General features: G+C 74.3%; 12 protein-coding genes and 1 pseudogene. 11 read left to right on the forward strand and 2 right to left on the reverse strand.

Annotation, left to right across the window (positions count from 1 at the left end):
• The first annotated feature begins 9 nt into the window (after nucleotides 1-9).
• Both ACZ6O5_RS17480 and ACZ6O5_RS17485 read left to right on the forward strand, forming a co-directional pair.
• Nucleotides 10-1,047, forward strand: coding sequence for an aminotransferase class V-fold PLP-dependent enzyme (locus ACZ6O5_RS17480; protein WP_465978287.1), 1,038 nt, complete (start codon nucleotides 10-12; stop codon nucleotides 1,045-1,047).
• A gap of 159 nt (nucleotides 1,048-1,206) precedes the next feature.
• On the forward strand, nucleotides 1,207-2,283 hold the full coding sequence (locus ACZ6O5_RS17485; protein ID WP_465978288.1) for an alcohol dehydrogenase catalytic domain-containing protein: 1,077 nt from the start codon (nucleotides 1,207-1,209) through the stop codon (nucleotides 2,281-2,283).
• A 29-nt stretch (nucleotides 2,284-2,312) separates the two neighbouring features.
• Here ACZ6O5_RS17485 and ACZ6O5_RS17490 read toward each other — a convergent pair.
• Nucleotides 2,313-3,203, reverse strand: a pseudogene (locus ACZ6O5_RS17490) (TetR/AcrR family transcriptional regulator C-terminal domain-containing protein); the annotation flags it as partial.
• A gap of 144 nt (nucleotides 3,204-3,347) precedes the next feature.
• Here ACZ6O5_RS17490 and ACZ6O5_RS17495 point away from each other — a divergent pair.
• From ACZ6O5_RS17495 to ACZ6O5_RS17525, 7 genes are all read left to right on the forward strand, one after another.
• Nucleotides 3,348-4,547: an FAD-dependent monooxygenase gene (locus ACZ6O5_RS17495; RefSeq protein ID WP_465978290.1), complete on the forward strand. Its 1,200-nt coding sequence runs from the start codon at nucleotides 3,348-3,350 to the stop codon at nucleotides 4,545-4,547.
• Between the two features lie 284 nt (nucleotides 4,548-4,831).
• Nucleotides 4,832-5,593 carry an ABC transporter ATP-binding protein gene (locus tag ACZ6O5_RS17500; RefSeq protein WP_465978292.1) on the forward strand — a complete coding sequence of 254 codons (762 nt, stop codon included), beginning with the start codon at nucleotides 4,832-4,834 and terminating at the stop codon, nucleotides 5,591-5,593.
• A complete protein-coding gene (locus ACZ6O5_RS17505; RefSeq protein WP_107161231.1) occupies nucleotides 5,580-6,272 on the forward strand; it encodes an ABC transporter ATP-binding protein in 693 nt (230 codons plus the stop codon). Before ACZ6O5_RS17500 ends, ACZ6O5_RS17505 begins: the two co-directional genes overlap by 14 nt.
• A 44-nt stretch (nucleotides 6,273-6,316) precedes the next feature.
• The gene (locus tag ACZ6O5_RS17510; protein WP_465978295.1) at nucleotides 6,317-7,573 is read left to right on the forward strand and encodes an ABC transporter substrate-binding protein; all 1,257 of its coding nucleotides are present in this window, start codon (nucleotides 6,317-6,319) and stop codon (nucleotides 7,571-7,573) included.
• Nucleotide 7,574: 1 nt separating this feature from the next.
• The gene (locus ACZ6O5_RS17515) at nucleotides 7,575-8,456 is read left to right on the forward strand and encodes a branched-chain amino acid ABC transporter permease (protein WP_465978296.1); all 882 of its coding nucleotides are present in this window, start codon (nucleotides 7,575-7,577) and stop codon (nucleotides 8,454-8,456) included.
• 110 nt (nucleotides 8,457-8,566) lie between these two features.
• Nucleotides 8,567-9,577, forward strand: a complete 1,011-nt coding sequence (locus ACZ6O5_RS17520) for a branched-chain amino acid ABC transporter permease (protein WP_465978494.1) — start codon at nucleotides 8,567-8,569, stop codon at nucleotides 9,575-9,577.
• A 75-nt stretch (nucleotides 9,578-9,652) separates the two neighbouring features.
• Entirely contained in the window at nucleotides 9,653-10,294 is a 642-nt protein-coding gene (locus ACZ6O5_RS17525) for a transcriptional regulator (protein ID WP_465978298.1), read from the forward strand.
• A 112-nt stretch (nucleotides 10,295-10,406) separates the two neighbouring features.
• Here the strand turns inward: ACZ6O5_RS17525 and ACZ6O5_RS17530 are convergent, their stop codons facing one another.
• Complete coding sequence (locus ACZ6O5_RS17530) at nucleotides 10,407-10,574, reverse strand: hypothetical protein (protein WP_465978300.1); 168 nt, start codon at nucleotides 10,572-10,574, stop codon at nucleotides 10,407-10,409.
• A gap of 528 nt (nucleotides 10,575-11,102) precedes the next feature.
• Here ACZ6O5_RS17530 and ACZ6O5_RS17535 point away from each other — a divergent pair.
• Both ACZ6O5_RS17535 and ACZ6O5_RS17540 read left to right on the forward strand, forming a co-directional pair.
• A complete protein-coding gene (locus tag ACZ6O5_RS17535) occupies nucleotides 11,103-12,668 on the forward strand; it encodes an MFS transporter (RefSeq protein ID WP_465978302.1) in 1,566 nt (521 codons plus the stop codon).
• Nucleotides 12,669-12,679: 11 nt separating this feature from the next.
• The gene (locus tag ACZ6O5_RS17540; RefSeq protein WP_281939650.1) at nucleotides 12,680-13,288 is read left to right on the forward strand and encodes a TetR/AcrR family transcriptional regulator; all 609 of its coding nucleotides are present in this window, start codon (nucleotides 12,680-12,682) and stop codon (nucleotides 13,286-13,288) included.
• The last annotated feature ends 22 nt before the right edge of the window (nucleotides 13,289-13,310 follow it).

A 13,310-nucleotide genomic window follows, 5' to 3' on the forward strand; every position in this document is an offset into this window, starting at 1 on the left:
GTCGGTGGTATGGAGCTGGAGCAGGCACGGAAGTTGTGGCAACCGGAGCCGGGCTGGTTGAACACGGCGACCTACGGGTTGCCGCCCGATCCGGTGTGGACGGCGGTGCAGCAGGTGCTCGCCGAGTGGCGGAGCGGCCGGGTGTCGTTCGAGGTGTGGGACGAGTCGGTCGGGCGCTCCCGGGCCGCGTTCGCCCGGCTGGTCGGCGTGGACGCGGCCGACGTGAGCATCGGCGCGGCCGTCTCCCAGTTGGCGGCACCGATCGCGGCGGCGCTGCCGCCGGGGACCACGGTGGTGGTGCCCGAGGTCGAGTTCACCTCGATCCTGTTCCCCTGGTTGGTGCAGGAGGAGCGCGGCGTGCGGGTACGCACCGTCCCGCTCGACGGCCTGGTCGACGCCATCGACGCCGACACCGACCTGGTGGCGTTCAGCCTGGTGCAGTCCGCCGACGGCACGGTCGCCCCGTACGACGAGATCGTCGCGGCGGCCCGGGCACACGACGCGCTCGTGGTGGTCGACGCCACCCAGGCCTGCGGGTGGCTGCCGTTCGCGGCGGACCGGGCGGACGCGGTGCTGGTGGGGGCGTACAAGTGGTTGATGGCGCCGCGTGGTGCGGCCTTCGCCTACCTGGCGCCGGCGCTGCGCGAGCGGATGCGTGCCGACGCCGCCGGTTGGTACGCCGGCCGCGACCCGAGCGCCTCGTTCTACGGCCTGCCGCTGCGGCTGGCCGACGACGCCCGCCGGTTCGACATCTCCCCGTCCTGGCTCTGCTACGCCGGCGCGGCCCCGGTGCTGGAGCTGCTCGCCGAACTCGACCCGGTGGCGGTGCGTGACCACGACGTGGCGCTGGCCAACCGGTTCCTGGCCGGGCTGGGGCGACCGCCCGGCGACAGCGCGATCGTCACCGTCGAGGTGCCGGACGCGCAGGAGAAGCTGGCCCGGGCCGGGGTGCGGGCGGCGGTGCGGGCCGGCCGGGTGCGCGCCTCGTTCCACCTCTACACCACCGAGGCGGACGTCGACCTGGCACTGGAGGCGCTGACGGGTTGAGCCCCGGCTCAGGCCAGGTGGCCACCGATCCTCGGGTCGGCGTCGGCTCCAAGCTGGTCGGGTAGCGTCGAGGACCCACAGTCGATCTCCGCCCTCGAAGGACGCCATGGATCCCGTCGCCACACCGCCCGTCCCGCGCCCGCTGCCGGCGGTCCGGCGATGAGGGCGCTCGTGGTACGCGGCCCGGGCGCGACCCCGGCCGTCGAGGAGGTGCGCCTGCCCGCCCCGGGCCCGGGTGAGCTGCGGGTCCGGATCCGCGCCGCCGGCCTGTGCCACTCCGATCTGGCCATGGTGCACGGCACGCTGACGCCCGGGTACCCGCTGGTGCTGGGGCACGAGGCGACCGGCGTGGTGGTCGAGATCGGGCCGGGCACCGCGTTGCCCGTGGGCACGCCGGTGGTGCTCAACTGGGCGCCCGCCTGCCGCGACTGCTGGCACTGCCGGCACGGCGAGCCCTGGCTCTGCGTCGCGAACGGCGCCGCCTCGGTGCCGCGCGGCGAGACCGCCGACGGGGAGCCGATGCAGGTCACGCTCGGGCTCGGCGCGCTCGCCGAGGAGGTGGTGGTGCCGGAACGGGCGGCCGTGCCGGTGCCGGCCGGGCTGCCGCCGGCGCAGGCGGCGCTGCTGGGCTGCGCGGTGCTCACCGGCACCGGCGCGGTCCGCAACACCGCCCGGGTCGCCGCCGGCGAGTCGGTCGCGGTGATCGGGCTGGGCGGCGTCGGGCTGGCCGTGCTCACCGCCGCGCGCCGGGCCGGCGCGGCGCCGATCCTCGCCGTCGACGTGGTGGCGGCCAAACGGGAGCTGGCCCTGGCCGCCGGCGCGACCGACTTCCTGCCCGCCGACGACGCGCTGAGCCGGGAGATCCGGGCCCGCACCGACGGGCGCGGGGTGGACCACGCGTTCGAGTGCGTCGGCCGGGCCGCCACCATCCGCGCCGCCTGGCGGGCGACCCGGCGCGGGGGCGCGGTCACCGTGGTCGGCATGGGCGGCCGGGACGACCTGCTCAGCCTCTCCGCGATGGAGATCTTCCACTCGGCGCGTACGCTGCGCTCCTCGGTCTACGGCTCGACCGACCCGGACCGGGAGGTGCCGGAGTTGGCCGCCGCGCTCGCCGCCGGTGACCTCGACCTGGCGCCGCTGGTCAGCGGCACGGTGTCGCTGGCCGAGGCGCCCGCCGCGCTGGACCGGCTGGCCCGGGGCGAGGGCGCCCGCTGGGTGGTCACGTTCCCGGACTGAGCCCCACCCTCGACCAGGACCGCCACGCCGTCGAGCAGCCGTCGCAGGCCGAAGTCGAAGACCGTCTCCAGGTCCAGGTTGACGCCGCCCGCGGTCAGCGCGTCCATGGTGGCCAGCCGACCGCCGGCCATCAGGCGGTGGAACGTGTCCTGCTGCCGGTCCACCCACTCCTCGTCGGTGAGCCCGGTGTCCTGCACCGCCTGCGCGCCGGCCTCCAGGTTGACCGCGACGCCCTTCACGTACGCCATCAGCGTGATCGCCACGTGCCAGCGCGCGTGGCGGTCCAGGCCCAGGCCGGCGGTGGCCCGCAGCGCCCGGTCGGTGTGCGCCATGCCGTGCGGCAGCGGCTGCGGCCGGGCGATGGTGATGACGTGCGGCACCCAGCGGTGCCGCCGGTAGATCGCCCACTGCGCCCGGGCCAGCGCCTCCAGCCGGGCCCGCCAACCGGCCGGCTCGACCGCAGGCAGCGGCGTTTCGGCCAGCGCCGCGTCGATCATCGCCAGGATCAGCTCGTCCCGGCTGCGCACGTGCCGGTGCAGCGAGAGCGTGGGTACGCCCAGCTCGGCGGCGACCGACCGCAGCGAGACCGCGCCGAGCCCGCCGGCGTCGGCCAGCGCGACCGCGGTCCGTAGCACCCGGTCGCGGCTCAGCTCGGGTCGCGACCGCGCCGGTCGGGCCGGACCGGTGGGCTCGGCCACCACCGTGCCGGCGCCCGGCCGGGTGAGCACCAGGCCGTCGTCGCGCAGGCGGGCCAGCACCCGGGTCGCGGTGGCGATGGCGATGCCGTGTTCGCGGGTGAGCTGCCGGGCCGAGGGCACCCGGTCGCCCGGTCGCAGCTCGCCCCGCTCGATCCGGTGCCGGATCTCGGTGGCGATCCGCTGGTACGGCGGCTGCGGCCGCGGCCCGTGCTGCGCTGGCATCCCGGCACCTCCGCGCCGAAGCGTACTAGTGCGGTGGGCGGCCCGGGGGCCGTGCGCGGGCGGCGTACTAGGTCGCCGCGCGTCCCGCCGGCCGGGCGGACCTAGCGTCCGACCCGACCGACGGGTGCGAACAGGGGAGACCCGATGAACGAACCGACAGTGCTCATCTCCGGGGCCGGCGTGGCCGGCCCGGCGCTCGCCTTCTGGCTGGCCCGGCACGGCTGGGCGGTGACCGTGGTGGAACGCGCGCCGGGGCTGCGTCCCGGCGGGCAGGCGGTCGACGTGCGGGGGACCGCCCGGACCGTGCTCGACCGGATGGGACTGACCGACCGGGTCCGGGCCGTCGGCGTCCGCGAACACGGCATGGCGTACGTGGACGCGCGCGGCCGGACCCGGGCCCGGCTGCCGGTGGCGGCGTTCGGCGGGGAGGGCATCGTCGCCGACCTGGAGATCCAGCGCGGTGACCTGGCCCGGCTGCTGTACGAGGCGACCCGCGACCACGTCGAGTACGTCTTCGACGACTCGATCGAGACCCTGGCGCAGGACGCCGACGGGGTGCGGCTCACCTTCGACCGCTCCGCCCCGCGCACCGTCGACCTGGTGGTCGGCGCGGACGGCTCGCACTCCCGCACCCGGGCGTTGGCGTTCGGCCCGGAGTCGGCGTACGTCCGGCCGCTCGGGGCGTACCTGGCGTACTTCTCCACCCCGTGTCCGGACGCCGACGGGTGGTTCCTGATGCACAACGCGCCCGGCGGTCGGGTGGTCGGCGTCCGGCCGACCCGGGACGGCCGCACCGCGGCGCTGTTCAGCTTCCGCTCCGACGCGCTCGACGTGGACCGGCGGGACCGGGCCGCCCAGCAGCGGCTGCTGGCCGAGCGGTTCGCCGACGTGGGCTGGCGCGCGGCCGAGCTGCTGGCCGCCGCGCCCGCCGCCACCGACTTCTACTTCGACAGGTACGCCCAGGTGCGGATGGACTCGTGGCACGCGGGCCGGGTCGGGTTGCTCGGCGACGCGGCCTGGTGCCCGTCCCCGTTGACCGGGCAGGGCACCAGCCTCGCGCTGGTCGGCGCGTACCTGTTGGCCGGCGAGCTGGCCGCCGCCGGGGGCGACCACCGGACCGGTTACCGGCGTTTCGAGGAGCGGCTGCGGGCGCACGTGGCGAAGGGGCAGGAGATCCCGGGCGGTGGGCTCGCCGGGTTCCTGCCGGCCGGCCGGGCCGCGATCCGGATGCGGGACGCGTCGATGCGGGTGCTGGCGTCCCGGCCGATGCGCGGGCTCGCCACCCGGCTGTTCTTCAGCCACGCCGACGGGCTCGACCTGCCGGAGTACGCCGTCGGCCGGTGAGCCCGTCATCCGGTCGCCGGGCCGGGTCCGCTACCCGGTTGCCGGGAGCCGGCCCGGTCGCGGGAGCCGGCCCGGGCACGGCGCCGGGCCACATGTCGACGGCCGCCGACGGGTCGGGAGCGCCCGGCGCCTGTGGAGGTCCGCCCCGTGCCGGGCGGGGGGAATGTGTGGCGCATCGACATGGTTCGACCCGTTCGACGCCCCGTAGGTTTCCTGCACGCGACGGCCCTGTGACCCCGGTCACCGACCCGGCCGTGGCGGACGGACCTGCGGAGGGTGAGGCGATGGCCGGGCAAGCGATCCTGTCGGCCCGTGGGCTGACCCGGGACTTCCGGGGTTTCCGGGCCGTCGATCGCGTCGACCTGGACGTGGCGTCGGGCACCGTGCACGCCCTGGTGGGCCCGAACGGCGCCGGCAAGACCACGCTGTTCAACCTGCTCACCGGCTTCCTGCCGCCCAGTGGCGGCCGGATCGAGCTGGACGGCCGGGACGTCACCGGGCTGCCCCCGGAGCGGGTGGCCCGGCTCGGCGTGGCCCGGTCGTTCCAGATCACCAGCCTCTTCCCGCAGCTCGGCGCGCGCGAGCACGTCGAGTTGGCGCTCCAGTCGCCCAGCGGGCTGGGCTGGCGGTTCTGGCGGTCGGCGAAGCTGATGCGCCGCTACCGGGACCGGGCCGACGAACTGCTGGCCATGGTCGGTCTCGCCGACCTCGCCGAGGCCCCGGCCGAGGCGCTCGCGTACGGGCGCAAGCGGGCCCTGGAGCTGGCCATCGCGCTCGCCCTCGACCCGAAGGTGCTGCTGCTCGACGAGCCGACCGCCGGGATGGGTCTGGAGGACGTCGACCGCACCGTCGAGCTGATCGCCACCGTCCGCGCCGGACGGACCGTGGTCATGGTCGAGCACAACATGAGCGTGGTGGGCCGGCTCGCCGACACGGTCACCGTCCTCCAGGCCGGCACCGTGCTGGTCGAGGGGCCGTACGAGCAGGTCCGCGCCGACGAGCGGGTCATCACCGCCTACCTGGGAGCCAGCGATGCTGCGCATTGAGAACCTGTCCGCCTGGTACGGCGAGGCCCAGGTGCTGCGCGAGGTGAGCCTGGAGGTGGCCGCCGGCGAGGTGGTCACGCTGGTCGGGCGCAACGGCGCCGGCAAGTCCACCCTGCTGCGGTCCGTGATGGGGCTGCACCCCGGCCAGCGCGGCACGGTGCACCTCGACGGGCGGGACATCTCCCGGCTGCCGGCGTACAAGCGGGCGCGGGCCGGGCTCGGCTGGGTCCCCGACGACCGGGGCGCGTACGCCACGCTCACGGTCACCGAGAACCTGACGCTGCCGCCCCGGGTCGGCCCGGACCCGTGGCCGCTGGCGCGGGTGTACGAGGCGTTCCCCGCGCTGCACGCCCGGCGCGACTCGGCCGCGACCATGCTCTCCGGCGGCGAGCAGCAGATGCTCGCGCTGGCCCGGGTGCTGCGCATGGGCGCCCGGCTGCTGCTCTGCGACGAGCCCACCGAAGGGCTGTCGCCGTTGCTCGTGCAGCAGGTCGGCGACCTGCTGCGGGAGGCCAAGCGGCACGGCGTGACCGTGCTGCTGGTGGAACAGAACCTGCACTTCGCCACCGGCGTCGCCGACCGGCACTACCTGCTGGCCGAGGGCCGGATCGCGGAGGCGATGGAGAACACGGAGGTGCGCTCGCGGGAACGCGAGCTGCTGGCGTACCTCGGGATCTGACAGTCGACGGCCGAACCCGCGCCTACCGCGCGGCGACGAAGGGGATGACCATGCGTAGGAGCGTGGGTGTGGCCGCCGCCTCGGCGGCGGCGCTGCTGGTGGCCGGCTGCGGCGGCGGTGGCCCGCAGTCCGGCGGTGACTCGAAGCTGACCGGCGACAAGATCGTGCTGGGCGTGCTCAACGACCAGTCGGGCGCCTACTCGGAGCTGTCCGGGCGCAACTCGGTGAAGGCCGTGGAGATGGCCATCGCCGACTTCAAGGCCAAGCACGGCGACGACGCGGTCACGAAGAACATCAGCGTGGAGACCGCCGACCACCAGAACAAGCCGGACGTGGCCAACAGCAAGGCCCAGGAGATGGTCGACCGCAAGGGCGTCGACGCGATCCTGGACGTGCCGACCTCGTCGGCCGCGTTGAAGGTCGCCGACGTGGCAAAGGAGAAGAAGAAGCTCTACTTCAACATCGGCGCGGCGACGACGGATCTGACCGGCAAGAGCTGCAACAGGTACACGTTCCACTACGCGTACGACACCTACATGCTGGCGCACGGCACCGGCACGGTGACCACCGAGCAGGTCGGCAAGAACTGGTACATCCTGTACCCGAACTACGCGTTCGGACAGGACATGGAGAAGAGCTTCACGGCCGCCATCGGCGCGGCCGGCGGGCAGGTCGTGGGTAAGGACGGCGCGCCGTTCCCGAACACCAGCGGCGACTACTCGTCGTTCCTGCTCAAGGCGCCGACGCTGAACCCGAAGCCGCAGGTGCTCGGCACCATGCAGGCCGGCGCGGAGCTGGTCAACGTGGTCAAGCAGTACAACGAGTTCAAGCTGCGGGAGAAGGGCGTCGGGCTGGCCGTCGGCCTGATGTTCATCACCGACATCCACTCGCTCACCCCGGCCGCGCTGGCCGGCACCACCTACACCGACGCCTGGTACTGGAACTTCGACAAGCAGAACCGGGAGTGGGCGGACCGGTTCCAGTCCGAGACCGGAACCCGGCCGTCGTTCGCGCACGCGGCCAACTACTCCGCCGCCATGCAGTACCTGGAGGCGGTGCAGGCCGCCGGCACCGACGACGCCGACGCCGTGGTCAAGGAGCTGGAGGGCAAGAAGATCAACGACCTGTTCCTGCGCAACGGCAAGATCCGCGCGGAGGACCACCGGGTCGTGCACGACGCCTACCTGGCGCAGGTTAAGCCGCAGGCCGAGGTCAAGGAGCCGTGGGACTACGTGAAGGTCCTCAAGACCATCCCGGCGGCCGAGGCGTTCCGCGCCCCGTCGGCCGACTGCAAGCTCTGACATGTCCGGCTTCCTGCAGAACACGTTCAACGGGCTGGTGGGCGGGGCGTTCTACGCCCTGCTCGCGCTCGGGCTCGCGGTCATCTTCGGCGTGCTCCGGGTGGTGAACTTCGCCCACGGCGCGTTCTACATGCTCGGCGCGTTCGGGGCGTACGTGCTGCTGGCCGAGGCGGGCGTGCCGTTCTGGGCCGCGTTGGTGATCATGCCGCTGGCGCTGGGCCTGCTCGGCATGGCGCTGGAACGGGCGGTGATCCACCGGCTCACCCGGCTCGACCCGCTCTACAACTTCCTGCTCACCTTCGGCCTGACGCTGATCCTGCAGGACCTGGTCAAGTCCCGGTACGGCGTGCAGTCCAGCCCGTACGCCACGCCCGCCGAGCTGAGCGGGACCGTCGACTTCGGGCTCTTCGACTTCCCGACGTACCGGGTGTTCATCCTCGGCTTCACCGTGCTGCTCTGCGTGGCGGTCTGGTGGGTGCTCGGGCGGACCCGGATCGGCATGGTGGTCCGGGCCGCCACCGAGCGGCCGGAGCTGACCCGGGCGTTCGGCATCGACGTGGGGAGGTGGGTCACCCCGGTCTTCGGCTTCGGCATCGCGCTCGCCGGGCTGGCCGGGGTGCTCGCCGCCCCCATGCGGGCGGTCAACCCGCTGATGGGCGCCGACCTGATCATCGTGGTCTTCGCGGTGGTGGTGATCGGCGGGCTCGGCTCGATCTTCGGCTCGGTCGCCGCCGGCTTCGGCATCGGCCTGATCCAGGCGTGGGGCGAGGCGTACCTGTCCGACTACCCGCTCGTGTCGCAGACCGTCGTGTTCGTGGTGATGGCCGCCGTGCTGCTGTGGCGCCCGGCCGGCCTGTTCGGCCGAGAGGAGGCCCCGGCATGACCGAGCGCACCGAGCGGAGTGAGGGCCGTGAGGGCATGCCCGGCCAACTCGGCATGACCGAGCGCACCGAGCGGAGTGAGGGCCGTGAGGGCATGCCCGGCCAACTCGGCGTGAGTAGTGCGGTGGACGCCCCCGTCAAGACGCCGGCCCCGCGCTCCGGGCTGCTCGCCGTCGCGCGGGCGCCCGGCTGGGTCCGGTACGCGCTGCTGGCCGCCGGCCTGCTGGTGGCGCTCTGGCTGCCCAACGGGCTCTACCCGGCGGTCGCGGTGGACATCCTGTGCTGGGCGCTGTTCGCCGTCTCGGTGGACCTGCTGCTCGGCTTCACCGGGCTGATGTCGTTCGGGCACGCCGCGTTCTGGGGCACCTCGGCGTACGTCACCGGGCTGGTCGCGATCCACGCCGGCCTGCCGTTCCCGGCCGCGGTGCTGGCCGGGGCGCTGGCCGCGGCGCTGCTCGCGCTGCCGATCGGCTACCTGGCGGTGAGGCGCACCGGGATCTACTTCGCGATGGTCACGCTGGCGTTCGCGCAGATGGTCTACTACGTGGCCAACGAGTGGCGCTCGGTGACCCAGGGCGAGAACGGCCTCCAGGGCGTGCCGCGCGCGTTCTTCGGCGCCGACCTCACCGACGACTACTACTTCTACTACGCGATCCTGCCGATCGTGCTGCTCGGGTTGCTCGCGGCGTGGCGGATCGTGCACTCGCCGTTCGGTCGGGTGCTGGTCGGCATCCGGGACAACCCGGCGCGGGCCCGCGCGCTGGGCTACCCGGTGCACCGTTACAAGCTGACCGCGTTCGTGCTCTCCGGGTTCCTCGCCGGGCTCGGCGGTGGGCTGTTCGCCGTCGGTCACCGGTTCGTCTCGCTGGACGTGCTGCACTGGACCACGTCCGGCAAGGCGGTCATCGTGGTGGTGCTCGGCGGCATCGGCACGCTGTGGGGCGGCGTGCTCGGCGCGGCGCTGGTGGTCCGGCTGGAGGACTGGCTGTCGTTCTCCGGGTTCGAGGCCATCGGGCTGGTCACCGGCGGCATCTTCGTGCTGGTCGTGCTGCTGTTCCGGCGGGGCGTCTGGGGCACTGTCGCGCACCTGGCCCGGCGTCGGGGAGCCGCCCGGCGCGAATGAACCTCCCGGTGGCGCATCCGGATCGGGCCGCCCGGACGAACCTCCAGGTAGCAGAGCTACCCGGGGGTACGTCCGTTGCTGACCGAGAACATGCCGGCCGGGGCCGCCGAGTCGGCCCGTAAACGGCTCATCACCGCCGCCGAGGACCTGGACGACAACCAGGTCGCCGGGCTGGTGCTCGACCTCGCCGCCGAGGTCGGGGTCGCGCCCTTCTGGGAGCAGGTCTGCCTGCCGCTGCTGGGCGCGCTGCGCGGGCACAGCGCCGTCGAGATCGCGGTCGAGCACTCCCTGTCCGAGGGCGTCCGGGTCGGGCTGGACGTGTTCCGCCGGGAACCGACCCGACCGCTGCCGGTCGAGGGGGTGCTGCTCGCCGGCGCCGAGCACGAGACGCACTGCCTGGGGCTGCACGCCCTGGCGGCGGCGCTGCGCGAGCGCGGTCGGGGCTGCCTGCATCTGGGCCCTGCCCTGCCCTGGTCCGCGCTGGCCAGCGCCGTGGCCCGGGTCCGGCCCCGGGTGGTGGTGGTCTGGTCGCAGACCCCGGTGACCGGTCGGGCGTACCGCCTGGTCCGGCTCCGGCGGGACGTCCCGGACGTCCGTCTGCTCGCCGCCGGGCCGGGCTGGATCGAGCCGTTCCCGCCCGGCCCCGCCGCCCCCCGCCGCCTCGCCACCCTCGCCGAGGCCACCGCCGCCTGCCTGAAAGGCGGGGCCCCCGCTTAACGCCTCCGGTAGAGACGGGCGCCCCGCTTGGCGGGCGCATCGTCGGTGGGCGCCCGTTTGGCGGGCGCATCGTCGGTGGCGGCCCGCTTGGCGGGCGCGCCGTCGGTGGTGCTCAGCCGGCGCGGAAGCCGTGCCGCAGGGCGGCCACCACCGACTCCGGATCGAACGCCTCCTCCGGGGCGGCGAGCTGGTTGCCGAGGAGCCCGTCGACGAGCGCGAGCAGGCCCGGAAGCGGTCGCCGGATCGGTGGAGCCGAGCGCCGCGACCAGCGGCCCCCCACTCGGCCAGCCGTGCCCGCCCGCGGTCGCGCTGGCCGAGTGCGTCCGCGACGCCGACGACCTGCCGGCCGCGCTGCGGGCGTACGACAGGCCCGCCGCCGGCAGCGGATCGCGGCCGGCGTGCGGTGGGCGGGGCGGCGCGCCCAGGCCCGGCGGCTGCCGCCGGTGCGGGACGCGGTGCTCCGGCTGGCGCTGGCCGCGGGCCCTCGCCCCGAGGTCCCCCACCCTCGCCCCGGGGCCGCGAAACCCCGGTGCCCTGTTTCACGGAAATAGTGGCTAACTGGGCCCCGAAGGCCACTCTTTCCGTGAAACAGGCGCACGGGACGGGACGAGGCGGGACGGCGCGGGGTGGGGGCGGCGCGGGCGTGGGGCGGTGCGGCACGCGCAAGGGGTGGGTACGCCTCGGCGTGACCTGGCACACATCCGATACGGACCTGTTCCGTATCGAAACTCGCTCACCTACGCTCGGCAGCGTTACGAGTCTGCCCCGTATCGTATTCGGACGCGGGTGAGTCGGGGGGAGAACCCAGATGGAAGCGCACGAGAACACCGGACACCCGAGGAGGTGGGCGATCCTGGGCGTGCTGGTGATCAGCCTGCTCGTGGTCGTCCTCGACAACACCATCCTCAACGTCGCCCTGCGCACGCTCGCCGACCCGGTGCACGGTCTCGGGGCCAGCCAGGGCGACCTGGAGTGGGCGATCAACTCCTACACCCTCGTCTTCGCCGGCCTGCTCTTCACGTTCGGCGTGCTTGGCGACCGGTTCGGCCGCCGGCGCTTCCTGATCCTCGGGCTGGTGCTGTTCGGGCTGGCCTCGCTGCTCTCCGCGTACGCGCAGGACCCGGCGCAGCTCATCGGCGCGCGGGCCCTGATGGGCGTCGGCGGCGCCGCCATCATGCCGGTGACGCTCTCGATCATCTCCAACGTCTTCGACCCGCGCGAGCGCGCCCGCGCGATCGGCGTCTGGGCCGGCGCGGTCGGTCTCGCCGTGGCCATCGGCCCGGTGCTCGGCGGCGCCCTGCTGGAGCACTTCTGGTGGGGCTCGGTCTTCCTGATCAACGTGCCGGTGGTGGTGGTCGGCGTGGCGCTGGTGGCGATGCTGGTCCCCGAGTCCCGGGATCCCGCCCCCGGCCGGGTGGACGTGCTCGGCGTGCTGCTCTCCGTGGTCGGCCTGGTCGCCCTCACCTACGGCATCATCGACGGTGGCGAGCACGGCTTCGGCCGGCCGCAGGTCTGGGCCGCGATCGTCGGCGGGCTCGCGGTGCTCGGCTGGTTCGTCGCCCACGAGCTGCGCAGTGACCACCCGTCGCTGGACGTGCGGCTGTTCCGGGTGCCCCGGTTCGCCGCCCCGGTGGCGCTGGTCGGGCTGGTCTTCTTCGCCGCCATGGGCGTGATGTTCTTCGGCGCGTTCTACCTCCAGCTCGTGCGCGGCTACAGCCCGCTGGAGAGCGGCCTGCTCTTCCTGCCCTTCGCGGCCGCCCAGCTGATCTTCGCGCCGCGCAGCGCCGCCATGGTCCGTCGCTACGGCGGACGGGCGGTCGCCGCGGTCGGGCTGCTGCTGACCACGATCGCGCTCGCCGCGTTCGTGTTCATCGACGCGGACACGCCCATCTGGATCTTCTCGGCGGTGGGCTTCGTGCAGGGCGCCGGAATGGCCAACATCATGCCGCCGGCCACCGAGTCGATCATGTCGGCGCTGCCCCGGGAGAAGGCCGGCGTGGGCTCGGCGGTCAGCAACACGGTCCGCCAGGTGGCCGGCGCGCTCGGCGTGGCGGTGCTCGGCTCGGTGCTCTCCGCGGTCTACCGCGACCAGGTCGGCCCCGCGGTGGCCGCGCTGCCCGCCCCGGTCCGCGACGCCGCCCGGGAGTCGGTCTCCGGCGCGTACGCGGTCGCCGACCGCCTCGGCCCGGCCGCGCCGCAACTGATCGACGCCGCCAACGACTCCTTCGTCTCCGCGATGCACTGGGCCGCCGGCATCTCCGCGCTGGTGGCGGCGCTGGGCGTCGTGATCGTGGTGCGGTGGATGCCGGGGCGGGCGGTCGTCGCGCCCACCACCGCTCCGGCCACCGAGCCGGAGTTGGCCGGGACCGCGTAGGTTCGTGGACAATGTCTGACATGACGTCCACGACGGGTGCTCCGCGATCGCCGGGTCGACCGCGGAGCACCCGCGCCGACGAGGCGATCGTGGAGGCCACCCTCGACCTGCTCGCCGAGGGCAGCACGATCGAGGCGCTCTCCATCGAGGCGATCGCGGCCCGGGCCGGGGTCGGCAAGGCCACCATCTACCGCCGCTGGTCGGGCAAGGAGGCGCTGCTGCTGGACGCGCTGCGCCGGCTCAAGGGCGTCCCGCCACGCCCCGGCGGGCGTTCCGTCCGGGACGACCTGGTGCTGCTGGTCGGCGCCGTGGGCCAGCACACCGACCCCCGGGCCCGCAAGATCATGCCCTGCCTGGTGCCCGAGGTGAGCCGCAGCTCCGCCCACCGGCAGGCATACGAGGCGATCATCGAGCCCCGGCGGCAGGCCATGCGCGAGGTGCTGCGCCGCGCGACGGACAGCGGTGAGCTGCGCGCCGACCTCGACATCGAGGTGGCCATGGCGCTGCTCACCGCGCCGATGCTCGCCCAGCGCATGCTGCACTGGCACCCCGAGCTGGACGAACGCATCCTGCCCGAGCGGATCGTGGACGCCGTCCTGGACGGCCTGCGCGCCCGCTGACGCCCGCCCCGCGCGTCGCCGG

It is taken from the genome of Micromonospora sp. NPDC049201, from assembly GCF_055586805.1.

Coding starts and splice junctions, on each gene's coding strand:
- ACZ6O5_RS17540 (WP_281939650.1), top strand. CDS start 12,680: ATGTCTGACATGACGTCCACGACGGGTGCTCCGCGATCGCCGGGTCGA.
- ACZ6O5_RS17510 (WP_465978295.1), top strand. CDS start 6,317: ATGACCATGCGTAGGAGCGTGGGTGTGGCCGCCGCCTCGGCGGCGGCG.
- ACZ6O5_RS17500 (WP_465978292.1), top strand. CDS start 4,832: ATGGCCGGGCAAGCGATCCTGTCGGCCCGTGGGCTGACCCGGGACTTC.
- ACZ6O5_RS17485 (WP_465978288.1), top strand. CDS start 1,207: ATGAGGGCGCTCGTGGTACGCGGCCCGGGCGCGACCCCGGCCGTCGAG.
- ACZ6O5_RS17505 (WP_107161231.1), top strand. CDS start 5,580: ATGCTGCGCATTGAGAACCTGTCCGCCTGGTACGGCGAGGCCCAGGTG.
- ACZ6O5_RS17495 (WP_465978290.1), top strand. CDS start 3,348: ATGAACGAACCGACAGTGCTCATCTCCGGGGCCGGCGTGGCCGGCCCG.
- ACZ6O5_RS17535 (WP_465978302.1), top strand. CDS start 11,103: ATGGAAGCGCACGAGAACACCGGACACCCGAGGAGGTGGGCGATCCTG.
- ACZ6O5_RS17480 (WP_465978287.1), top strand. CDS start 10: ATGGAGCTGGAGCAGGCACGGAAGTTGTGGCAACCGGAGCCGGGCTGG.
- ACZ6O5_RS17515 (WP_465978296.1), top strand. CDS start 7,575: ATGTCCGGCTTCCTGCAGAACACGTTCAACGGGCTGGTGGGCGGGGCG.